Source organism: Marinobacter sp., assembly GCF_046484525.1.
Classification (GTDB): Bacteria; Pseudomonadota; Gammaproteobacteria; order Pseudomonadales; family Oleiphilaceae; genus Marinobacter.
Map to the genome: position 1 here is coordinate 1 of NZ_JAWOIS010000089.1, position 23066 is coordinate 23066.

At 56.0% G+C, this 23066-nt stretch carries 20 protein-coding genes, 2 tRNA genes and 1 pseudogene; 7 read left to right on the forward strand and 16 right to left on the reverse strand.

Translation table 11 applies throughout. The features are described 5' to 3' along the window. The 7 genes and pseudogenes from R6W86_RS17645 to R6W86_RS17675 all read right to left on the reverse strand — a co-directional run. Window positions 1-647 (reverse strand): annotated as a pseudogene (locus tag R6W86_RS17645) (hypothetical protein); the annotation flags it as partial. Window positions 648-887: 240 nt separating this feature from the next. Beyond that, a complete protein-coding gene (locus R6W86_RS17650) occupies window positions 888-1637 on the reverse strand; it encodes a hypothetical protein (RefSeq protein ID WP_410330655.1) in 750 nt (249 codons plus the stop codon). Between the two features lie 108 nt (window positions 1638-1745). Beyond that, on the reverse strand, window positions 1746-2156 hold the full coding sequence (locus R6W86_RS17655) for an IS30 family transposase (protein ID WP_410330656.1): 411 nt from the start codon (window positions 2154-2156) through the stop codon (window positions 1746-1748). Window positions 2157-2204: 48 nt separating this feature from the next. Beyond that, window positions 2205-2357 carry a hypothetical protein gene (locus R6W86_RS17660; RefSeq protein ID WP_410330657.1) on the reverse strand — a complete coding sequence of 51 codons (153 nt, stop codon included), beginning with the start codon at window positions 2355-2357 and terminating at the stop codon, window positions 2205-2207. A 39-nt stretch (window positions 2358-2396) separates the two neighbouring features. Then, entirely contained in the window at window positions 2397-2627 is a 231-nt protein-coding gene (locus tag R6W86_RS17665) for a hypothetical protein (RefSeq protein WP_410330658.1), read from the reverse strand. A gap of 280 nt (window positions 2628-2907) precedes the next feature. Next, window positions 2908-3372, reverse strand: a complete 465-nt coding sequence (locus R6W86_RS17670; RefSeq protein ID WP_410330659.1) for a hypothetical protein — start codon at window positions 3370-3372, stop codon at window positions 2908-2910. A gap of 253 nt (window positions 3373-3625) precedes the next feature. After that, on the reverse strand, window positions 3626-4600 hold the full coding sequence (locus tag R6W86_RS17675) for an RHS repeat domain-containing protein (protein WP_410330660.1): 975 nt from the start codon (window positions 4598-4600) through the stop codon (window positions 3626-3628). A 230-nt stretch (window positions 4601-4830) separates the two neighbouring features. Between R6W86_RS17675 and R6W86_RS17680 the strand changes: the two genes are divergently transcribed. Further along, complete coding sequence (locus R6W86_RS17680) at window positions 4831-5706, forward strand: NAD(P)-dependent oxidoreductase (RefSeq protein WP_410330661.1); 876 nt, start codon at window positions 4831-4833, stop codon at window positions 5704-5706. Window positions 5707-5972: 266 nt separating this feature from the next. On the opposite strand, the gene topA is transcribed toward R6W86_RS17680, so the two are convergent. The 3 genes from topA to fadB form a co-directional block, all read right to left on the reverse strand. Then, window positions 5973-8612 (reverse strand): type I DNA topoisomerase, encoded by a 2640-nt coding sequence (topA, locus tag R6W86_RS17685; protein WP_410330662.1) that lies wholly within the window; start codon window positions 8610-8612, stop codon window positions 5973-5975. 251 nt (window positions 8613-8863) lie between these two features. Then, complete coding sequence (gene fadA / locus R6W86_RS17690) at window positions 8864-10039, reverse strand: acetyl-CoA C-acyltransferase FadA (protein WP_410330663.1); 1176 nt, start codon at window positions 10037-10039, stop codon at window positions 8864-8866. A 32-nt stretch (window positions 10040-10071) separates the two neighbouring features. Next, a complete protein-coding gene (gene fadB / locus R6W86_RS17695; RefSeq protein ID WP_410330664.1) occupies window positions 10072-12219 on the reverse strand; it encodes a fatty acid oxidation complex subunit alpha FadB in 2148 nt (715 codons plus the stop codon). Between the two features lie 315 nt (window positions 12220-12534). Between fadB and R6W86_RS17700 the strand changes: the two genes are divergently transcribed. Both R6W86_RS17700 and R6W86_RS17705 read left to right on the forward strand, forming a co-directional pair. After that, entirely contained in the window at window positions 12535-13356 is an 822-nt protein-coding gene (locus tag R6W86_RS17700; protein ID WP_410330665.1) for a hypothetical protein, read from the forward strand. Between the two features lie 150 nt (window positions 13357-13506). Then, window positions 13507-13938 (forward strand): universal stress protein, encoded by a 432-nt coding sequence (locus tag R6W86_RS17705; protein ID WP_410330666.1) that lies wholly within the window; start codon window positions 13507-13509, stop codon window positions 13936-13938. Window positions 13939-14000: 62 nt separating this feature from the next. Here R6W86_RS17705 and R6W86_RS17710 read toward each other — a convergent pair whose 3' ends face one another. The 5 genes from R6W86_RS17710 to R6W86_RS17730 all read right to left on the reverse strand — a co-directional run bounded on the left by R6W86_RS17710 (window position 14001) and on the right by R6W86_RS17730 (window position 18572). After that, window positions 14001-15944 (reverse strand): ATP-binding cassette domain-containing protein, encoded by a 1944-nt coding sequence (locus R6W86_RS17710; protein ID WP_410330667.1) that lies wholly within the window; start codon window positions 15942-15944, stop codon window positions 14001-14003. Window positions 15945-15946: 2 nt separating this feature from the next. After that, entirely contained in the window at window positions 15947-16747 is an 801-nt protein-coding gene (locus R6W86_RS17715; protein WP_410330668.1) for an MOSC domain-containing protein, read from the reverse strand. Window positions 16748-16882: 135 nt separating this feature from the next. Then, window positions 16883-16958 (reverse strand) — tRNA-Gly (locus tag R6W86_RS17720). 141 nt (window positions 16959-17099) lie between these two features. Next, window positions 17100-17816, reverse strand: a complete 717-nt coding sequence (locus R6W86_RS17725; RefSeq protein WP_410330669.1) for a murein L,D-transpeptidase catalytic domain family protein — start codon at window positions 17814-17816, stop codon at window positions 17100-17102. A 153-nt stretch (window positions 17817-17969) separates the two neighbouring features. After that, window positions 17970-18572 (reverse strand): DUF924 family protein, encoded by a 603-nt coding sequence (locus R6W86_RS17730; protein ID WP_410330670.1) that lies wholly within the window; start codon window positions 18570-18572, stop codon window positions 17970-17972. A gap of 99 nt (window positions 18573-18671) precedes the next feature. On the opposite strand from R6W86_RS17730, the gene R6W86_RS17735 reads away from it, so the two are divergent. The 3 genes from R6W86_RS17735 (at window position 18672) to R6W86_RS17745 (ending at window position 20193) form a co-directional block, all read left to right on the forward strand. Continuing rightward, a complete protein-coding gene (locus R6W86_RS17735; RefSeq protein ID WP_410330671.1) occupies window positions 18672-19058 on the forward strand; it encodes a sirohydrochlorin chelatase in 387 nt (128 codons plus the stop codon). 29 nt (window positions 19059-19087) lie between these two features. After that, window positions 19088-19996 carry a TIGR01777 family oxidoreductase gene (locus R6W86_RS17740; protein WP_410330672.1) on the forward strand — a complete coding sequence of 303 codons (909 nt, stop codon included), beginning with the start codon at window positions 19088-19090 and terminating at the stop codon, window positions 19994-19996. Window positions 19997-20117: 121 nt separating this feature from the next. Continuing rightward, a tRNA-Glu gene (locus R6W86_RS17745) sits at window positions 20118-20193 on the forward strand. Between the two features lie 53 nt (window positions 20194-20246). On the opposite strand, the gene ccoM is transcribed toward R6W86_RS17745, so the two are convergent. Further along, complete coding sequence (ccoM, locus tag R6W86_RS17750; RefSeq protein ID WP_410330673.1) at window positions 20247-20402, reverse strand: cytochrome c oxidase subunit CcoM; 156 nt, start codon at window positions 20400-20402, stop codon at window positions 20247-20249. A 239-nt stretch (window positions 20403-20641) separates the two neighbouring features. On the opposite strand from ccoM, the gene R6W86_RS17755 reads away from it, so the two are divergent. After that, window positions 20642-23059 (forward strand): EAL domain-containing protein, encoded by a 2418-nt coding sequence (locus R6W86_RS17755; protein ID WP_410330674.1) that lies wholly within the window; start codon window positions 20642-20644, stop codon window positions 23057-23059. Window positions 23060-23066: the final 7 nt, after the last annotated feature.

Genomic DNA, 23066 nt, shown 5'->3' on the forward strand with positions numbered 1-23066 from the left:
TCGTAGTCCAGGCGCTGGACGTAGGGGTAGTCGTAGCTGCCCTTGCGGCCGCGGACTGCGTGCATCTGGCCGCCGACGTCGTAGTCGTAGGTCAGCACCTCGCCCTCCGGGTACACCAGCTGCTGCAGGCGGTTCCAGGTGTCGTAGGTGTATTGGGTGGTGTACTGCTCGCCCGGGCCGGCGCTCCATTGCAGGTAGCGGGTGCTCTGGGTCAGTTCGCCCAGGGGGCCGTACTTGCGGGTTTCCCAGCCGCCCTGGTCGGTCACCCGGATGATGCGGTTGGCGCTGTTGTTCGGCGCGTTGGGCGCACCGTATTCGTAGCTGACGTTGGTGTCCGGGTACTGCGGGTACTCAATCGCGGTCAGCCGGTTGTAGTCGTAGCGGTAGGTGATGGTCTCACCCAGCGCCCGCAGGTTCGGGGTTTCCTTGTGGGTCAGGTTGCCCGCCAGATCGAACTCCATCACCACCTTGCCGGTGTCCGGGTTGGCCAGCACGGTGCGCCGGCCCAGCAGGTCATACTCGGCGGTGGTGTGGTTGTTTTGGGCGTCGAACACGTCGGTGATCTGCTTGAGCGGATCGTACCGGTAGCTGGTCCAGAGGATCTCGTTGCCGCCCTGGTTGTATTCCTTCACGGCGGTGATCAGCACGGTCTCGATCGGTTCAGTCGGGGCTCCGGATATTAGTGCTGGATCGCGGCCCGGTTTGTTAAAGAGCGATGGGGCGAGCGTGGCGCAGTAGAGCGGGTATCACCTAACCACTGTTACAGTACTACCGGGCCCGCACCAATTTAAAAGGCGAAAAATAGATCTGTCCTATTTCCCCTCCATTCGGGAGGCAAAACACAAGACCTGATCCAGCAGATCGAGAGACCTTCAAATTATTCAAATTTAACCATCAGCACCCATTAATTCATTTATGCAAAGTACTATCTGAAGAACAGTAAGAATAGCCTCCTTCCTTTCATTCTCATCGTGAATATAAATATCTGAGGATACTCCGAAAAATTCGGACAGAGGTACGGCTTCACAATTTCTAAAGTTGACCCTTACGTCTAAATGGCGACCCCAGTTAGTCAAAGTCATTTCGATAGACTTAACGAAGGTACTATCAATCGCCGAAACTCTACAATCCGCTTTTGTTCCTAACATAACAGAGAATCTATTATTCAGCTTACCTTCCTCAATAACTTTTGAGATAAGTCCTTTAGAGATTTTTCCTCCCCTTCTTTTTGCCGGCTCAAAATATTCTCTAATAGGGACAATACAGCCATAGAAAACATTCCTGTACAGTCCTTCTATAGCAAATGAATGACGATTATTGGAAATTCTATCGCTTGGAGAATGCTGTTCTTTGCTTGGTTTATCCACTAATCTAGCTAAGTGCTCGATAGTTTCGCGTTTATGGGTTTCGATATCAAAACCCTGAGCTATATAATCTTTCTCTTCTCTAGACTTCAAGTCAGGAGGCAATGTCACCCCCCCTTTCTTTCGAGTCTCATCGCATAAATCAATCATATATAATAGATTATTTAAATCTAAAAAGAATGAATATGATTCGGGATACAATATATTCCCAAAACATTCATCTTTACAAAAAAGACTATTTACTAGTTTTTCTACTCTGCTACTTATTGTCATAAAAAACCCAACCCTGAGTCACTGTGCAGGCACGGGAGACGGATCTCGACTTGGCTTTGGAGGTTTCTTTACTCCGTGGATTCAACCAATAACCGCAGCACCGCTCATTTATAGTGCTCCGGAATATTCACCCCAGAATAACCCTGCCGGTGTTAGGTAGCCCAGACGTTTTCTGGGCCGGTTATTCAACTGCTCAACCACGCGGTTGATGTGTGTTTGAGACAGCTTGGCGAAGTTCGTCCCTTTCGGATAGTACTGGCGCAGCAAGCCGTTTGTGTTTTCGTTGGTGCCGAGCTGGCCAGAGCAGTATGGGTCACAAAAATAATAGGTCGCCAGGTCCAACACTTTGGCCATGTGCTCGTGTTCCGCAAACTCGCTGCCGTTGTCCAGAGTCAGCGTTTTTGCAGCACCCCGGATTGGCTTTAAGAGCCTGATCAGGGTGCGCATTGTCTGGTTGGCCGTAAATCGCTTTAGGCGGCCCGCGAGCAAGTAACCGCAGCGACGCTCCACCAATGTCACCAACCCGCCGACCAACAACGATAGTGGCTCCTGTGACTGAAAACAGGTCTAGGCATCCCAAAATAATTCTGTCCCGGTTATTATCTGGCTCGGGCTGGTGTTGATTGCTCGGTTGGCCAGGCCGGTGATGCGGCTGACGGTGTTGTTGCCGTGCAGCACGTAGCGGCGCTGGCCGAACTTGTCGTAATCCATGCGCTGCATGTAGGGGTAGTCGTAACTGCCCTTGCTTTGCCCTCGGATTCATTCAATAAACCAGTCATACTTCTCCCACTTGATAGTTTCCTTTAGATACCTTTGAAGGAAATTTCTCTGATCTTTCGTAACCTCATATGCATCGTACATTGGGTCCGACTCAACGAGACCAAATTGCTTCTGAAGCTGGTAGAGCTCGATAGCCGACAGAGTTATTTCCATCATCAAACTGTCGCCGTGCTTTTCATAACCACGTAACTTACGCACTATTTCAGTCATAAGGCTAAGGCTCCACTTTTCGTCCTTTTTTGGACGCCATCGATCAGTTCGGTAAGCCGCACATCATTCTCACCGACAACAAAGCGGTCTTTACCAGCCGGCTATTTCGGTTCGGGCTTTGGGTGCTCCGGGTCAGTTCGCCCAGCGGGCCGTACTGGCGGGTTTCCCAGCCGGCCTGGTCGCTGACCTTGATGAGGCGGTTGGCGCCGTTGTGCGGATCGCCGGATAAGCCAAATTTTTAAAGAGCTGGTTTTAGATTGTAGCTATCAGTGATTACCCATCATTGTCCCGCCGAACGTGCGGACGGGACAGCACCTTTTGCGCCGTTCTCAAGCCATTGTCTGACCGGAGGTGACAATTTGACGCCATGTTCTTCGGCAAGCTCCAGCGTTATCGCTTTTGCCTTGATGCATGGTTCATAGTCATCCACATATGACGCGCACTCTTGGACGAAGGAATCTATCGGCGTTCTCCCGCTTTCTGTTTCAGCAGATAGATCCCCCCCTTTCTCAATAATTGCTTTAATGTTCTCGCGCCATAGGGCCAAGTCCGGGTCCGACTTATCATGCATTTCACTGAGGCGGAAGTGTAAGCAGGTAAACCCACTACCAATCTTCATGCCAGCATCAGAAACATTCGTAATATATCTCCTGAATACTGACTGGGACTCAACCCCACATAGTCCTGAGTAAGGACTATTGATGTCGCCATTGGGATACTCCCAGTCGATGTCGGGTGGCATCAAGTCCCACCACCCGTGTCTAATCAATTGAGAATAGCTATTCCTTTCAACGACGTAGCCGCGACTCAACAGGTAATCAACCCCTTCTCTGTTACCGGCTCGAGCTAATACCGACAACACCGACGGTTTCCGACACTCCTGATCTGAGTCAACAAACTCCTTTATTTCCTTAACGGTGGCATTCTTCCCGTCAATGACTTGGAAGCAGTATTTTTCGCAAGACGATAACAAAAGAGTCGTCAATAGGAGAATTAGTTTACATCGCATCGGGATTGTTCTCCCATTGCTTCTGCTTAGTATCTAGGAACTTATCGAACAACCCCCCAGATGTACCCATAACGGCGTCCTCTGAAGCATCTTTGGCTCGGTCCAATATATCGCCATACCCCCACTCTTCTTTTAATTCGGGGTTCATGTTTTCTATAAAGTTTTCTGCGTCCTCCTGAGATACTAGGCCGCCAAGAAGCTCTTCTTTACCTGAAAAAACCTCGGCATCAACATCATTTTCTCGGAAGAATTTACCGATTCTATCTACCAATCCATCATGCTTGTAACCGACCGGTTTTCCCACCAGGAAGTCGCCGAGCTTCCCGGTTTTATCCACTTTCTTCCCTATTTTATTTGTCTTGGCCATGGCTGACTTGATAACTCCTTTCTGAACACCGTCCGATTCGAACTGGAACGACCAGGATTCCTTGCCCGTGATACCGTCCCTTTTCCTTTGAGCAACAACTGTAAAGTTGCCGTCCGGGTCATACATCACGACCGGGCTATTGAAGCTGTATGTGAACAGTCCCAAGTTCCGGCTCTCAAACACACCCCCATTGGTGAGTTTGCTTTCGTTTGAGCCCAAATAATCAGCCAGAATCGGATCCGCCGACTGCCAAACACTCGTCCTAGGATCGTAATACCGCGCCCCGAAGTAATACAGCTGCGATTCCTCATCCAGCTCCTTCGCGGTGAACAGATACGGCGTCCGTTGCTTGTTTGAGTGCTCCTCCACCCACGTTTCCCCGAACGGGAAATACTCCAGATGCTGGTACACCTGCCCGTTGGTGTGGGTGATGTAGGCACTGGTGCCCAGGTGGTCCGGGTGGTAGGTGTACTGGTCTTTTTGGAACGCGATCCACCCTTTGCGTTTCGGATTGGGCGACCTGTTTGGAGAAAACCCCGGGGTGCTGGCGGAGGTGTTTTTTGGGCACTTACAAGCCCAAGGGCTGGCGTACCCCATCTACCGGAGTTTTTTGGTGATGTTGTGGATGGTGCTGTAAGCCATGTTCAGAGTGAGTTTTCCGAAAGGACGATGCCGGGTAGCCCCAAAAACTCACCCTGGTGTCACTTGTAGGTTTGCGACCAGTCCAAAAAGAACACGATCTGCGCTATCCTCGATAGGACGTGTTTCTAAGTCATTTCTATAGATCCATTCAAACAATCAACAACTTATAGAGTTTGGAGAACACTATGACAACCACTGCAACCTTCATCGGACTTGGTGTAATGGGCTACCCGATGGCCGGGCACCTTGCCAGAGCCGGCCTTGAAGTCCGCGTCTGGAACCGGACAGCGGCCAAGGCCGAGCAATGGATCAGCGAGTATTCCGGCAAAGCCTGTACGACCATTGCCCAAGCGGTTGAGGGTGCCAATTTCGTGATGGCCTGTGTTGGCGCCGACAGGGACCTGATCGAGGTGTTCGAGGGCGAGAACGGGATCATTGCCAATGCGCCCGAGGGTGCCATCCTGATAGATCACACGACGGCATCGGCGGGGGTGGCTGAGCGTTTGGCGGCGGCCGCGGCAAAGCGGAATCAGGCCTTTATCGATGCGCCGGTTTCCGGCGGCCAGCAGGGGGCGGAGAACGGCAAGTTGACCGTTATGTGTGGCGGGCCCGAAGAGGCTTTCGCCAAGGCGAAGCCGGTGATGGACCACTACGGTCGGGCGGTCAATCTGATGGGACCTGCCGGCAGCGGGCAGAAGACAAAGATGGTTAACCAGATTGCCATCGCCGGCCTGGTTCAGGGGCTGTCCGAGGCGCTGCACTTTGCCGAGCAGGCGAACCTGGATGTGGCCAGGGTGGTGGACGTGATCTCCAAGGGCGCAGCGCAGTCCTGGCAGATGGAGAATCGCTCCGGGACCATGATCGAGGGCGAGTTCAACCACGGCTTTGCGGTGGACTGGATGCGCAAGGATCTGGGGATTTGTCTGGAGGAAGCGAACAAGATCAACGCGACGCTGCCGGTGACGGCACTGGTGGATCAGTTTTATGCAGATGTTCAGGCGATGGGAGGGAGTCGCTGGGATACTTCCTCGTTGATTCAGCGGTTAAGGAAGTTTCGGTGAGTGTGGGGGATGAATGAACATGGGGTCAGATGAACAAGTTCATCAGACCCCTGAGTATGGCCTGGCACTGGGGTCGGATGAAAGCTTTCATCTGACCCCGTCTTGGATCGAAAGCTGGAGGCTTGAACTTGGAGTCTGAAGAAAGCTTTCTTCTGACCCCGGGGTTGACCTTAAGTTGGGGTCAGATGAACGAGTTCATCAGACCCCTGAGTATGGCCTGGCAATGGGGTCTGATGAAAACCTTCATCTGACCCCGTCCTGGAGGCTTACTTACCCTTCTCCCGCAGCTGCCACTTGCCGTTGACGTACCACGCGGACCAGCCGGTCGCCTTGCCATCCTTTTCCGACATGACGTACTGCTCTTTCGATTTCCGGCTGTAGCGGATCACCGTAGGGTTGCCTTCGGGATCGGTTTCCGGGGCATCCATTAGGTAATCGTACTTGGGATCGATTTCCTTGCGGTGCGGTTTGATTTCCTTCACCAGTGGCGGGCGGGTTTCCCGGTTCTTGGGGAACTTGCTGGCCGCCAGGAACAGGCCGGAGGCACCGTCGCGCAGCACGTAGGTGTCGTCAACTTTCTGGCATTGCAGCTCGGGCATGGGCACCGGGTCCATCTTGGGGGGTGCCGGTTCGCCGTTCTTGAGCAGTTTCCGGGTGTTCTTGCAGTCCGGATTGGTGCAACCGAAGTATTTACCGAAACGGCCGGTCTTGAGCTGCATCTCGGAGCCGCACTTGTCGCACTCCAGGGTCGGGCCGTCGTAGCCCTTGATACGGAAGGTGCCCTCCTCGACCTCGTAACCGGAACAGTCGGGGTTGTTACCACACACGTGCAGCTTGCGCTTCTCGTCGATCAGGTAGCTGTCCATGGCCGTACCGCACTTGGAGCAGCGACGCTTCTTGCGCAGAAGACGGGTTTCGCCCTCGCCTTCCACGTCTTCATCGGCACTGACCACCTCATCACCCGGAATCAGGTTGATGGTGGTCTTGCAGCGTTCCTTGGGCGGCAGTGAGTAGCCGGAGCAGCCCAGGAACACGCCGGTGCTGGCAACCCGGATCTGCATGTTGCGGCCACAGGACGGGCACGGAATGTCGGTTTCCGTGGGCGTGTTCGCGCGCATGCCACCTTCGGCTTTTTCCGCGGATTCCAGCTGTTGCCGGAACCGGGCGTAGAAATCATTGAGGACCTGCTTCCAGTCCTCATCGCCCTCGGCGATCTCGTCCAGCTCATCCTCCATGCGGGCGGTGAAATCGAAATCCATCAGATTCGGGAAGGACTCGGATAACCGTTCGGTGACGATCTCGCCCATTTTCTCCGCGTAGAACCGGCGGTTCTGCAGGCGCACGTAACCCCGGTCCTGGATGGTGGAGATGATTGAGGCATAGGTGGATGGCCGGCCAATACCCTGCTTTTCCAGCTCTTTTACCAGGCTCGCTTCGGTGTAACGCGGTGCCGGCTTGGTAAAATGCTGGCTCGGGTCGAGCTTTTTCAGGTCCAGGGTTTCGTTGACCTGGATATCCGGCAGCGCAACGTCCTCGTCCTTCTTGCTGGACTGGGGCGCGGCCTTAAGGAAACCGTCAAACTTGACGATGCGGCCACGGGTGCGGAGCTCGTAACCGTCATTGGCTACCACAATGGAGGTGCTCAGAAACTCGGCATCGGCCATCTGGCAGGCAATGAACTGGCGCCAGATAAGGTCATAGAGCTTCTCGGCATCTTTCTCCAGGCCGGTAATGTCGGACGGACGACGGCTCACCTCAGTGGGGCGAATCGCCTCGTGGGCTTCCTGGGCGCCCTCCTTGCTACCGTACACCCGGGGCTTCTCGGGCAGGTACTTGTCGCCGAACTGTTTCTTGACGAACTCCCGGCAACTGGCAACCGCGTCCTGACTCAGGTTGGTGGAGTCGGTACGCATGTAGGTGATGAAACCCGCCTCGTAAAGGCGCTGGGCCAGCATCATGGTCTTCTTGACGCTGAAACCCATGCGGTTACTCGCCGCCTGCTGCAGCGTCGAGGTAATAAAGGGAGCAGACGGACGTGACCGGGTCGGCTTGTCTTCCCGCTTGGCGACCTTGAAGCTACCTTCCTTCAGGCGCGCAACGTGCTCGTTGCTCTGGGTTTCATTGACCGGCCGGTAGGGTTGATCGTTGTACCGGGTCACCTCGAAGCGCACCGGATCCTTCGCGCCTTCTGAAGCCAGATCGGCGTGTAACTGCCAGAACTCTTCCGGGATGAACTTGCGGATTTCCCGCTCCCGCTCGACAATCAGGCGCACAGCCACCGACTGGACCCGGCCAGCGGACAGACCGCGGGCAATCTTGGCCCACAGCAGCGGTGACACCATGTAACCCACGACCCGGTCCAGGAAGCGGCGGGCCTGCTGTGCATTCACCCGGTTCCGGTCCAGATGGCCGGGATCGTTGAACGCCTCCTGAATGGCACGCTTGGTGATCTCGTTGAAGACCACCCGCCGGTATTTATCGGAATCGCCGCCAATGGTTTCCTGAAGGTGCCAGGCGATGGCCTCCCCTTCGCGGTCCAAATCCGTTGCCAGATAGATGTGGTCGGCGGACTTGGCCAGGCGCTTGAGTTCACTGACCACCTTTTCCTTGCCGGGAAGGATCTCGTAGCGGGCCTGCCAGTCGTGGTCGGGATCGACACCCATGCGGGCCACCAGTTGCTCCCGGGCCTTGCGTTTCTTGTGCTCGGCCTTCTCTTCAGGACTCATCTTGCGGGTCAGCGCCGCCTGACGCGCCCGTTCCTTGGGGTCGGCCTGGGAGCCACTGCCGCTTACCGGCAGGTCCCGAATATGCCCCACGCTGGACTTCACGATGTAGTCGGAGCCCAGGTACTTGTTGATGGTCTTCGCTTTCGCTGGCGACTCGACAATTACGAGACTTTTACCCATATCGGAGATCTGTTTCCTTGGCGACAAATCGATCAAATAATTAGCAAGCCGTAAACTCGCTGTAAAATCAAGCGGCTAGAAAACAGACACGAGCCGCCATTCTGTATAGGCTCACTGTTTTACAGGGTCAAGATTGGCAAGACAACCCATTCTTTATTTTCTTGGAGGCTTTTTTTCACAACTCACAAACAGCGAGGCCCGGCAGTTGCCGGGCCTCGCTGTTCACGGAGCGATCAGTCCCGCACGCAGAATCAGACGCGCTCCCACACCGTGGCGATACCCTGCCCCAGGCCGATACACATGGTGGAAACACCAAGCTTACCGCCTTTGGCCTGCATGACATTCAGCAGTGTGGTGGAGATGCGGGCACCGGAGCAGCCCAGCGGATGGCCCAGGGCAATCGCGCCGCCGTTCAGGTTCACCTTCTCTTCCATAACACCCAGCAGCTTCAGATCCTTCAGGACTGGCAGGGACTGACCAGCGAAGGCTTCGTTCAGTTCCCAGAAGTCGATATCTTCGACTTTCAGGCCTGCACGCTTCAGTGCCTTCTTGGTGGCCGGTACCGGACCATAACCCATGATTGCGGGATCACAGCCAGCCACGGCCATGCTGCGGATCTTTGCAATCGGGGTCAGCCCCAGAGCCTCAGCGCGCTCAGCGGACATCAGCACCATGGCAGAAGCGCCATCGGTCAGCTGGGAAGATGTGCCAGCAGTGACGGTACCGTTCTTCGGATCAAACGCCGGGCGTAGCTGGGAGAGAGACTCCGCAGTGGTTTCCGGGCGAATGGTCTCGTCTTCCTCGATCAGCTTCACAAAACCGTTCTCGTCATGACCCTCAATGGGCACGATTTCATTCTTGAAGCGGCCTTCAACGGTCGCTTCGTGGGCCAGACGATGGGAACGGGCACCGAACTCATCCTGCTGTTCACGGGTGATACCGTGCATCTTCGCCAGCATTTCCGCAGTCAGGCCCATCATGTTGGAGGCCTTGGCAGAGTACTTGGACGCAGCCGGATTGTGGTCGAAACCTTCGGTCATGGGGACGTGGCCCATGTGCTCGACACCACCTACCATGAACATGTCACCGTTGCCAGTCTGGATCGCCTGGGCGGCTGTGTGGATGGCGCTCATGGCGGAGCCACACAGACGGTTCACGGTCTGGGCCGCGGACTCGTGCGGGATACGGGTCAGCAGGGAAATCTGCCGCGCCACGTTAAAGCCCTGTTCCTTGGTCTGGTTTACACAGCCCCAGATCACATCTTCCACTTCTTTCGGGTCGAGCTTCGGGTTGCGCTCAAACAGTGCTTCGATCAGCGCAGCCGACAGTGTCTCGGCACGTACGTTGCGGAAACAGCCGTTTTTGGCACGACCCATCGGAGTCCGCACGCAATCGACGACGACAACGTCTCTCGGATTAAGGCTCATAGATCTTTCTCCGTTCGGAAATCTCGTTAGGGTTAGCCAAAGAACTTCTTGCCAGTCTTGGCCATTTCACGCAGCTTCTCGGTCGGCGCGTACAAAGGACCAAGATCTGCGTACTTGTCTGCCAGCTCAACGAACTTGTCGACGCCCATGTCGTCGATGTAGCGCAGAGCACCACCACGGAACGGAGGGAAACCGATACCGTAGATCAGGCCCATGTCTGCATCGGCCGGGTCTTCAACAATGTTGTCTTCCAGGCAGCGAACGGTTTCCAGGCACAAGGGGATCATCATGCGGGCGATGATCTCTTCCTCGTCGAAGTCCTTGCTGCCGTTAACCACAGGCTCGATGAGCTTGTAGGTTTCTTCGTCGACAACCTTCTTCGGCTTGCCCTTCTTGTCTTCTTCGTAGCGATAGAAGCCCTTGTCGTTCTTCTGGCCGTAACGATCGTTCTCGAACATCACGTCGATGGCGGACTTGAAGTCGGCCTTCATGCGATCCGGGAAGCCGTCTGCCATGACTTCGTTGGCGTGCCTGGCGGTGTCCATACCCACCACGTCGAGCAGGTAGGCCGGGCCCATGGGCCAGCCGAACTTCTCCATGACCTTGTCGATCTTCTGGAAGTCGGCGCCGTCACGTACCAGCGCGGCAAAGCCACCGAAGTACGGGAACAGAACACGGTTAACCAGGAAGCCCGGGCAGTCGTTGACGACGATCGGCGTCTTGCCCATGGCCTTGGCATAGGCAACGGTGGTCGCGATGGCACGATCACTGGTCTTCTCGCCACGGATAACCTCAACCAGCGGCATCATGTGCACCGGGTTGAAGAAGTGCATGCCACAGAAGTTCTCCGGACGCTTCAGGTTCTTGGCCAGAAGGTTGATGGAGATGGTGGAGGTGTTGGAGGTCAGGATGGTGTCCTCGCGAACCGCGTCTTCGGTCTCGCGCAGAACCGCATCTTTCACCTTCGGGTTTTCAACAACGGCTTCAACCACCAGGTCTACGCTCTTGAAGTCACCGTAGTTCAGTGTCGGAGTGATGTTGTTCAGGACGTCGCCCATCTTGTCGGCGTTCATCTTGCCCTTGGCAACACGCTTGGACAACAGCTTCTTGGCTTCATTCAGGCCCAGCTTGATGCCGTCCTGATTGATGTCCTTCATGATGATCGGCGTGCCTTTCAGTGCGGACTGGAATGCCACACCGCCACCCATGATACCGGCGCCCAGTACGGCGGCCAGGTTGACATCAGAGGCTTCCTTCTCCCAGGCACTGGCTTTTTTCTTCAGGGCCTGGTCGTTCAGGAACAGGCCGACCAGACACGCGGCGACGTTGGTCTTTGCCATCTTGGCGAAGCCCTTGGCTTCTACTTCGATCGCCTTGTCGCGGGTCAGACTGGCATGCTTCTGCATGGTCTTGATGGCTTCCACCGGCGCCGGGTAGTTCTTGCCAGCCTTGCCAGCCACGAACGCCTTGGAGATCTCGAACGCCATCATGCTTTCCATGGCGTTAAGCTTGATCTTGCCCTTCTTCTCTTCGCGACGGGCCATGTGGTCCAGCTTGCCTTCGTTGCACTGCTTGATGATGGCAATGGCTGCGTCAACCAGTTTATCAGCCTCAACGACCGCATCCACAGCACCGGTCTTCAGAGCGGCATCGGCACGATTCTCGGTACCACCGGAAATCCACTCGACGGCATTATCCACGCCAACCAGACGGGACAAACGCACGGTGCCACCAAAGCCGGGGAAGATGCCCAGCTTGACTTCCGGCAGACCTACCTTGGCCTTCGGGGCCATAACCCGGTAGTCGGTTGCCAGACACATCTCAAAACCACCACCCAGCGCAATACCGTTGATGGCGGTAACGGTCGGGACCGACAGGTCCTCAATCGCGTTGAATACTTCGTTGGCCTTGAGGTTGTTGGCCACGAGGTCTTCCTCGGAACCGGCAAACAGCTCTGTGAACTCGGTGATATCCGCACCGACAATAAAGCTGTCCTTGGAGCTGGTGACTACCAGACCCTTCAGATTCTTCTGGGACTTGAGTGCTTCGGCTGCGGCACCAAGCTCTTCAATGGTGAGACGGTTGAACTTGTTGACTGACTCGCCCTGCAAGTCAAAGTCCAACTGAGCGATCCCGCCTTCGATCTCTTTAACCGTGATGGCTTTACCTTCGTAAATCATCAACTGATCTCCAGTCTGTGTTTGGAACTGCTGACAGCCACCTGGACTTATCCGTCTCAGCGGCCGCCCGTGCAGCGAGATTTCGGTCACTGCCCGATCTTCCGATTCAAAAATTCATACAGTCGTTTGAATCGTGAGGGCACACGATGAAAAAAAACCGAGCGTTTGTCAATTTGTTTCTTGCTGAAGGCGTGCAAATTAACAATTGCAGCCTCCGTTGCCGGCAAAAGCGCTTGATTGGCCGTTACAGTTAATCTACCTTCAAAGTGCGACTTTAGTCGACTATAACAACACAGTATTACGGAGAGTCATCGGATGAAAGACGCCCGTTTGCGATTTGTATCCCTTGCTATCGGCCTGATCGCGCTAGCGATTGCGTCCCTGGGCGCGAAAGCCCAGGAAACCTCCAACAGCTTCCTGTCTGATCTGCACAATTTCCGGATCAGCAATTACATGGCTCTGGATGCCTACTATCGCTTTAGCGGGACCGGGGCCACGGACACCCTGAACGAAATTGTGGTGGGCATTAACTCTGCCAACGATGCCATGAACAGCCTCAGCCAAAGTACGGCCGGCGTGCTCTCCGAGGATCAGCTCGAATCCCTCAACCAGGAATTCGACAAGTTCAAGGCGCTGATGCGCGACAATATCAACGATGTGCGCAATCGTGGTTACCCGGACCTGCGCCTGGTCTCCGACATGGCGAACCAGGCTCTCACCATGAACAACATGGCCACAGAGCTTTACACTGTTGCCCGGGAAAGCAATGAAACCAACACCAACCAACGGGTTGAGGCCGCCCGGATGGCAGCAGTGAAAATGGCCCAGATGAAGGCCAAATACTCCGTTCGATCCAACTCTGCGGTCACCCAGACCTTCCAGGGCTCGGACACCGAAACTTCCCTGGACGAACAAGCCAGGGAATTCGACGACCTCCTGGCAACGATCAAAAAAGGCCCGGCCGAAGGCGAGCTCAAAACCCTGCTGGATGACATCAGCTCCAAATGGCAGTTCATCCGGGGCTCCTACATCAATTACAACGAGAATAATGTCGGTTTCGTGATTGATCGTTATTCAAAGGGCATTCTCAACAGCCTCGCCACCACGATCGACCTGCTGAAAACTGCCGCTTCCTGAACGGCCATGGAACTCTGGCGGGGTGTAATTCCCCGTCAGACCTCATTTTTTCCTGCCTTCGTATTGATACCTGTCAGTTTCCCGCTACACTCTTTCGGATAGATTTGGACTACTATTTCCTATGTAAGCCCGATGCGAAGGAGTGATGCGATGTCCGCCTACAAGAAAATGCTTGTTGCCATTGACCTGACGGAAGAAGCCCCGCAGGTACTCAACAAGGCAAAGGCTATCAGTAGCGCCCATGGTGCCGAACTGATGCTCGTACATGTTGTTGAGCCGGTGGGCTATGCCTATGGCGGCGACATTCCCATGGATCTGACCGAACTCCAGGATCAGCTGGACAAGGCTGCCAAGGAGCAGCTGGGCAAATATGGGGATGAATACGGGGTGGCAAAGGAGAACCAGGTCGTTACAGTGGGTCGGCCGGAATCGGAGATCCATCGACTGGCGGAAGAGCAGGATGTGGACCTCGTGATTGTCGGCAGCCACGGCCGCAAGGGCTTCCAACTGCTGCTTGGCTCGACTGCCAACGGCGTCCTGCACGGCACCGAATGTGACGTTCTGGCGGTGCGGATTCACTGATCCGCCAGAAGCCTGGTATGGGAGGGCGGCCTATGCAGCCCGCCGCCCTCTTCCCTCTTTACCTACTGACCCGCCTGCTCCTCCAGTTCCATCCACCGTTCGATGGTCTGTTCCAGACTTTGCTCTGCTTCTGTCAGTTTTTGCAGAGTCGCAGCGACTTCATCAGCCGGCCCCGAATAAAACTCCGGTCCTGAAATGGTTTCCTGGAGCTCGGCCACTTCCTGTTCAAGCCTTTCAATCCTGGCGGGGAGCTGCTCCAGCTCCAGCTTGAGCTTGTAACTTAGCTTGGCGGCCTTGGCCTTGGGTGCCGCCTTACCAGCAGAAGCTTTTTCGCTCCCGGCATCCGCACTGGCCGGTACCTCCGCCTTTGACTGCTTATCCTGCTTGTCGGGCCGGTTGCCGCCCTGTTCCGAGGGGAAACGACCACCCTGACGACGCCAGTCGGAATAGCCGCCCACGTATTCCCGAACCCTGCGTGTGCCGTCCAGGAAGATGGTCTCGGTCACCACGTTATCCAGGAACTCACGGTCGTGACTGATCACGATGACGGTACCCTTGAACTCGGCCAGTTGTTCTTCAAGCAGCTCGAGGGTTTCCACATCCAGGTCATTCGTGGGCTCATCCAGCACCAGGATATTGGCCGGTTTACTGAACAGTTTGGCGAGTAGCAGACGGGCCCGCTCACCACCGGAGAACACCCGAACAGGCGACCTTGCCCGCTCCGGGGTAAACAGGAATTCCTGCAGGTAACCCAGCACGTGCTTGCTCTGGCCATTGATTTCGATGAATTCCCTCCCTTCGGAGAGGTTATCCAGGGCGTTGCGCTCAAGATCAAGCTCGCCGCGCAACTGATCGAAATAGGCCACTTCCAGGTTGGTACCCAACCGGATAGCCCCCTGGGAGGGTTTGAGGTCACCCAGCAACAGACGTACCAGGGTTGTCTTGCCGGTACCGTTTTCACCAACCAGGCCGATCTTGTCGCCCCGAAGGATGGTCAGGTCCATATTCCGAATCACCTGGGTGCCATCGGGATAGGCGAACCCGGCATCACGGGCTTCTACCACCAGCTTGCCGGAACGATCAGCCTCCTCCACGGCGAAGCTTGCGGTTCCACCCCGGACCCGACGCTGACGGTGTTCCTCGCGCATGGCCTTGAGCGCCCTAACCCGGCCCATATTGCGAGTCCGGCGTGCCTTGATCCCTTGGCGAATCCACGCTTCTTCCTGTTTGAGCCGCTTGTCGAACAGCGCGTTCTGGCGTTCTTCTTCCTCCAGAGCCTTTTCCTTGAGCTCCAGGTAGCGGTCGTAGGTAGCCGCAAAGCTGACCAGCTTGCCGCGATCCAGCTCGACGATCCGGGTTGCCATGCGGCGGATGAAGGCGCGGTCGTGGCTGACAAACAGCATGGCACCGCGGAACTGGGACAACGCATCTTCAAGCCAGGCGATGGCGGGCACATCCAGATGGTTTGTTGGCTCATCGAGGAGCAGGATGTCCGGCTCGGCCACCAGGGCCCGCGCCAACAGTACACGGCGCTGCCAGCCCCCGGAAAGCGTGTTCAGGCGCCGGTCAGGATCGATGCCGTATTGCCCGAGAATGGTGGTGACCTTCTGGTCCAGCCGCCAACCGTCCAGGGCCTCAAGACGCTCCTGCACCTTTGTCATCTTCTCCAGGCTGGCCTCGTCGGCCTGCTGTGAGAGCCGGTGAAACTCCGCCAGCAACTCCCCGGTTTCCGGGAAAGCGCCGGAAACCACATCATAGGCGGTTCGGGCGTCGTCAGACGGCAGGTTCTGCGGTAACACCGCCAATACGGCACCGTCGTCGAGGCGCACGGTGCCACCATCCGGCGTTACCTCGCCACTGACGATCTTCAGCAGGGTGGACTTTCCCTCACCGTTACGACCCAGAAGGCACACACGCTCGCCGGCCTCGATCACTAGTGAGGCATGATCAAGCAGCGGATGCATACCATAGGCAAGGGATACCGAATCCAGAGTTAACAAAGGCACGTTCAGGAATTCTCCGTTTTGATAATGCTGACAGGGTCACCGACACGGATACTGCCGGGCTGGTCGTGAATGGCATTCATACCGAAGATGACACCTTCCCCGGTACGACGGTACCCTGAGAGCGTGCGAAGCGGCTGGGCTGAGGGTTCTTTGACGCCCCGATCTGGATCAACGGTGGTCATGATACAGCGGGAACAGGGCTTTACCAGCCGAAACTGGCGGCCGCCGATTTGCAGCTCGCGCCAGTCATCTTCAGCCCAGGGATCGGCCCCTTCAACCACGATATTGGGGCGGAACCGGCGCATTGTGACCGGCTGCTCGAGCCGGCTGTTCAGTTCTTCCAGCGATGCAAGGTTCGTTATCAGGAATGGAAAGCCGTCCGCAAATCCAACCCGGCGATATTCACCGACCCGATTCTCGTCTACCCGGCGGAAGGTCTCATCCGCCATGTATACAAACCGGAAAGCCTGGCCGCAGAAACGGGAAAGTGCTTCGTTGGCCCCGGTTTCTCCCAACCGGGCCTTCACCCAGTCGCGCCAGACCAGCACGGGGAACATCTCATCCGTTGATCGAAGACGGAAGATACCCTCCCCCGGAATATCCACTTCGACTTGCTCCCCCGAAAACCAGGCCTTGATGCGGGCCAACTGGGGATGACTGCGCTGGGTAACGAAACGACGCTCCTCATCCACGATCATCCATCGCCGATCCCCTGTCGGCCCGAAATCATCCATATTAAAAGAGTCAACCTGGATGCCGGCCAGCGACTTCACCGGATAGACATAAAGCGAATGGATTCTCATGCTACGCGCCTCCCGCTCTGAGAAGAATTGGGTATGGCTGCGGAGTATAACCGAGAGGAGGTTCGGGCGCTGCGACTGACCGGGGCCCTGAAACGAAAAAACCCGGCTTTTTTTTCAAAGCCAGGTTTCGAAATCTGGAGCGGGAAACGAGATTCGAACTCGCGACCCCAACCTTGGCAAGGTTGTGCTCTACCAACTGAGCTATTCCCGCATTGCTGAACGGTTATTGCCGTCAACGGAGGCGTATTCTACGGATCAGACTCCGGCCGTCAACCTCTTTTTTCAACTTTTTCACAGGACCGGAAAAATTGCTCAGATCCCATGCAATCCGTTGAATTTTCAGGCAGGGAGATCAACTCTGCCCTGCTTCATTACCGGAAGCTGCAGCCATCTGGGTGTCCTCACAGTGCAGGAAACTGGAACTCTGCAACCACTCCTGATCCGGATAATACTTGAAGACCAGCTGACCGCCCTTGAGGTTGTCGACCACCTCTTCTACGACCTGGTTATCGACTGCCGGGCACCCCAGGCTGCGACCGATACGACCGTACTGATTCACCCAGCTGTCACTTACGTAGTCCGCACCATGAATGACAATGGCGCGCTGACGGGCCAAGTCATTCACACCCGGCTCCAGTCCGTCCAGACGCAAGGAGTACCCGTGTTTCCCGTAGTAGGACTCACTGGCGCGGAACAGGCCGATACTGGACATGTTGCTGCCCTCGGCATTGGAGAATGCTGTAGACCGGAAATTGCCGGATTTCCGGCCATGGGCAACGAGATCCCGAAGCAGAAGGTCGCCTGTGCGAACGTCGAAAATCCACATACGTTCTTCGCTCGACGGCAGGGAAAAGTCGATGACCGCCAGGCGCTCAGGCATCGCCACGCCATTTCCGATTGCGCACCGGGATGCATTGACCGCCATGGAGAGCACCTGAGAATCCAGCCTCGGCGCGGACTCGGTCATCCGCTCCAGGAGACTGTCATCAAGAGTTTCTGACTGGACCTGCAGGCTCGCTATAGCCAACAGGGACAAAGCAATACGCCTACTACCTTTCAGAATCTTCATTCACCGTTCCAAAATGAGGGGCGATTCCGGATCATTTAACAACCGGATTACCTGAATCTTAACTCATTCTATCAGGGCCAAATGGTAAATCGGTCTGGTCGTACGCTTTTCATACAAAACGGTAACAAATGCCACAACAATGCAAGCGGAGAGTTACTGCCCGAATGACTTCCCTCCCTCGAGATAATTCTGCTCTTCCGGGGAGGACGTCCTCCCGAGCGTCCGATTCCTGTGGGGAAACCGCCGGAACTTTCGAATGATGGCCCTGTGCTCTTCCGCCGATTCCAGAAAGCTTGCCATGAAATCACCCAGAATGCCGCTGGTCGTGGCTACGAGCTGTCCGTAACACTCCACTGAGAGATCCTGGTCCTCCAGGCGCTCGGAGTGCTGCAACGGCATATACAGGAAAGCGCGCTGAACCGGCACGAGCGCCATATCCTGCCCTTTGTGCATGGCCTGTCGGCACAGCTTGCGCGCCAAGGGGTCCTGTTCGAAGGCGAGCGCCCCGCCCCGGAAGATGTTCCGGGAGAACTGGTCCAGCAGGATAATTTCCGCCAGGGCACCGCCCGACTCGGTGCGCCAGTGGTCGAGGCCCTGCTCGGAAGCGAAGAGTACCATGGAGAGAAAACGCTGGCGCACTTCCTGATCAAACTTGCGGTCCGACCGGAACCAGCGGTTTCGGTGAAAATGGTCCGGAAGCCCCTGCTCGTCGAGCACTCCGAACCAGAAATCCAGAATCTCTTTCCAATCGAACATTAACCCATACCCTGATATCTTGGTAAGGAGCCTCTTCCGAGGCGCATAATTGTGCAGGATTACGACGGGTTTCCCCTAACTGATTACCCGGGAGTTTGAATGACCAGCAACCACCGCATTGTTCTTTTGGCCCACGGAAGCAGCGACAAACGCTGGTGCGAAACCTTTGAACAGCTCGCAGCGCCGACCCTCCAGGCCGTATCGGGCTCCCGAATTGCCTATATGGAACTGGCTTCACCCTCTCTGGAGGAAACGATTGCCGAAGGCCTGACCGATAATATCAGCGAGTATACCGTCGTTCCGCTGTTCCTGGCTGCTGGCCGACACCTGAGAAAAGATGTTCCGGCGATGATCGCGGACCTTGAGAAAGACCATGACGTAAAAATCCATCTTGCGCCACCAATTGGCGAAAATCCGCTACTTGGCGAGGCCATCAAAGACGTTGTTACCCTGCAACTGAAACAGACCGGGACTTCTGCATCCTGATCAGGGAAAACCGAGGGAGGCATAGGGTTATGGCAAAACGGATTCTCATTACTGGCGGCACCGGTTTTATCGGTAAAGAGCTCTGTCCTCGTTTACTGGAACGCGGAGACCAACTCTCGGTCTACAGCCGGCAACCTCCAGAAAACGTCAAGGCAATCTGCGGCCGCGTCAAGGCTGTCAACGATCTTGACTATCTCCGCTCCGGCCCGGGTTTTGATGCGGTGATCAATCTGGCCGGGGAAGGCATTGCCGACAAGCGCTGGTCCGCCAGCCGCAAACAGGCACTGAGGGACAGCCGAATCCAGCTGACCGAACGGCTTCTTGATGTGATCAGAAGCTGTGAGCAGTCACCGGAAGTTGTGGTTTCCGGCTCCGCAGTCGGTTTTTACGGGGACCAGGGGCCTGCGATTGTTACCGAAGATACCACTCCCCGCGATGAATTCACGCACCGGCTTTGCAACGACTGGGAAAAGGCCGCCATGGCGCTTGCTGGCGAGAACACCCGCGTTTGCCTGTCCCGGACCGGCGTGGTCGCTGGCCCGGGCGGTGGGTTCCTACAAAGGATGCTCCTGCCCTTCAGGCTCGGACTGGGCGGTCGGCTGGGAAGTGGCGAGCAATACATGCCCTGGGTGCACCGAACGGATGTCGTGAACGCGCTGCTCTGGATGCTCGACACCGAAACCGCGCAAGGCCCATACAATGTCGTCAGCCCCAACCCGGTTACCAATGCTGAATTCACCAGGACTCTGGGCAAGGTTTTGCATCGACCCACCCCGTTTCCCGCACCCGGACCGGTTCTGAAGGTCGCGTTAGGAGAAATGTCGCGGCTGTTACTGACCGGGCAGAATGCCAGGCCGGCCAGACTTCTGGACGAGGGCTTTGAATTTCTCTTCGAGGATCTGGAATCGGCCCTGAAAGATTCGGTCGGGAAGCGCTAGCAATAAAGAAGTTCGGGCGTCTCACAGACGCCCGATTTTTTTGATAAAAAGCGTTGACACGACCTCGAGGCTTACTTAAAATACGCGCCACCTCGACGAGGCAAGCTTTTGAAAACGTTGCGTCCCCTTCGTCTAGTGGCCTAGGACTCCGCCCTTTCACGGCGGCAACAGGGGTTCGAACCCCCTAGGGGACGCCATTTTCTCTTGTCTGAAATGATTCAGCTTCCCCGCTGAATATGGCCTCAAGTAGTCAGACCGGCTTTCCGCCCTGTTTACCCTGCTGCTTTTTGCCCTGGTGTCCGTGTTGCTTCTGATCTTTTATTACAAAGACGCCCACGCCCACGAAAAAGCCCACCATCAGCAGTACCGTTACTATTCCTGCCATTACCACGGCGTCCACATACATAGCTGCTCTCCTTCACTTACCAAACTTGATTAAGCTCAGGTTACGCCGGCCCTGTATGCAGGGTATTGACCCAGGTCAAACCGCCCTTTCGCGTATAGATACGCAAAAATACCAATTAGTCGCACAATTCTCTCCAGTTTTCCTGCATTTGCAGGGAATTTACCAAAGACAACTGCTATATTCGGGGTTGTGGCGAAGGCTACGGTTTCCTATCCCTTCAGGGTGGCTGTACTCACGACATGCCGAATTTTTCGAAACATTTCCAGCGATTACGCACAAGCTCGCCCCTGTCCCTGAAGCTGCTGGCGTGGATTCTGCTATTCAGTTCTGTCTTTACCGTGGGCGCTTCAGGTATTCAACTCTACTCGGACTATCGCAAGGATGTAGGCCTGATCGATCAACGCCTGAAGGTCATTGAATCCGGTTACGCCTCGAGTCTCGCCAGGAGCCTCTGGGCTCTGGACCAGAAGCTCCTGCAAACCCAGATGGAAGGCATTCTCAGCCTACCCGACATTACCCACCTCAGGCTGCGGATCGACCCCGACTCCGAACTGGTGATGGGCAGTATTCCACGGGAGGCGGAAACCAAAACCCACAGTTTCACGCTGGTGCACAACGGCGACCGGAGTTTCACAATCGGTGAACTGACCATCACCGCCAATCTGGACCGGGTATACCGCGAAATGAAACAGAAGATTGGAGTCATTCTTACCACCCAATTCCTGAAAACATTTTTTGTCTCCATCCTCATCCTCTGGATCTTCCGGCACCTGGTGACCCGGCATCTCGCGGACATGGCCGCTTATGCCCGGGACTTTTCCCTTGCCAACCTGTCGCACCCTCTTAATCTGGATCGCCCATATTCACCGGCGAACCGGAGGGACGAGCTCGGACAGGTGGTGGATGCCATCAATCAGATGCGGGAGCGCCTCAACACCGATATCGCGAGACAGAAACGGGACGCCGCCGAGATCCGGAAGTTTTCCAAGGCCATCGAGCAGAGCCCGTCCTCGGTTCTGATCTGTGACCGTCAGTGGCACATTGAGTACGTCAACCAGAAGTTCACTCAACTGACCGGATTTGACCGCAGCTCCATCCTTGGCAAGCACCCAGCGGAGGTGGGAAACGAGGGAGCCCAGAATCGTGAGCGCAAGCACCTGTGGCAATCCATCCGGTTGCAGGTACAACGCGTTGGCGTCTGGCAGGGTGAGGTCAACAGCGTACGCAAGAACGGCGATCGCTTCTGGGAGCAGCTGGTGGTCACGCCGATAAAGGACAATGACGGCGAGATTACCGGCTACCTGATCCTGGGCGAGGATGTCAGCATTCGTAAACGCTATGAGCAGCAACTGCTGCGCCAGGCCAACTACGACATCCTCACCGGCCTGCCCAACCGGATGCTCGCACTGGACCGCCTCAAACTTGCCCTGGCCCAGGCCCGCCGCGAGAACACCCTCGTGGGCGTCATGTTCCTTGATCTGGACAACTTCAAACACATCAACGATACCCTCGGCCACGATGCCGGCGACAATCTCCTGATCGAAGCCGCCCGACGAATCTCGAGCTGCCTCCGGGGCACCAGTACGGTCGCCCGACTCGGGGGTGATGAATTCCTGGTTGTCCTGCCGGGGCTGCCCGGCCCGGACGCCTGCTCCCAGGTCGCGGAACGGATTCTGAAGACCTTTTCGCCGCCGTTTACCCTCAACGCTCAGGAGGTGTTCGTAACAACCAGTATCGGCATCGCCATATTCCCCACAGATTCGGACAACAGCGGCACCTTGCTCCAGCACGCCGATGCCGCCATGTACGAAGCCAAGCACAAAGGCAAGAGCGCCTACGCCCACTTCTCGCCGGAAATGAGCGAAGTGTCCCACGAGCGGCTCCAGATGGAATCGCTGATGCGCCGGGCCCTGGAACTCAATGAGTTCGAATTGCACTACCAGCCGATCGTACATACCGAGAGCGGTCAGCCGCAGGCAGCGGAAGCTCTTTTGCGCTGGAACAACCCGACTCTCGGAATGGTCATGCCCGACCGCTTCATTCCGCTTGCCGAGGAAACCGGGTTGATCACTCCCGTGGGCGAGTGGGTTCTTCAGGAGGCCTGCCGGACCGCTGTCGGTTGGCACAAAACGGCCGGAAAGGACATCGGTATTTCCGTGAACGTATCTCCACGCCAGTTCCGTGATCCCGGCTTTCTGGAGACGGTAATGGATGCCCTCCGCAGCAGCGGCCTGAAACCCGAACTGCTCGAACTCGAGATTACCGAAAGACTGCTTTTGGACAATTCCATTGAAACGGCAACCATTCTGTATCAGCTGGATCAAGCGGGAGTGCGACTGTCCGTCGATGATTTCGGAACCGGATATTCTGCGCTGAGCTACCTGAAAAGCTATCCTTTTGACGTGCTCAAAATCGATAAGTCATTCGTCAACGATGTCATCAGGGAACCGGAGGATGCCTCCCTTGTCCGTGCCATTATCAACATGGCCCACAGCCTGGGTCTCAAGGTGATTGCCGAGGGCGTGGAGGAAGAAGGCCAGGCCACGTTCCTCAGGCAGGAACACTGCGACTATTCCCAGGGCTATTTTTACAGCCGGCCCCAACCGGCCAGGGAATTTGAGGCCTGGCTACGAGAGAATCTCCGGATACCGGTCTGAAACTACG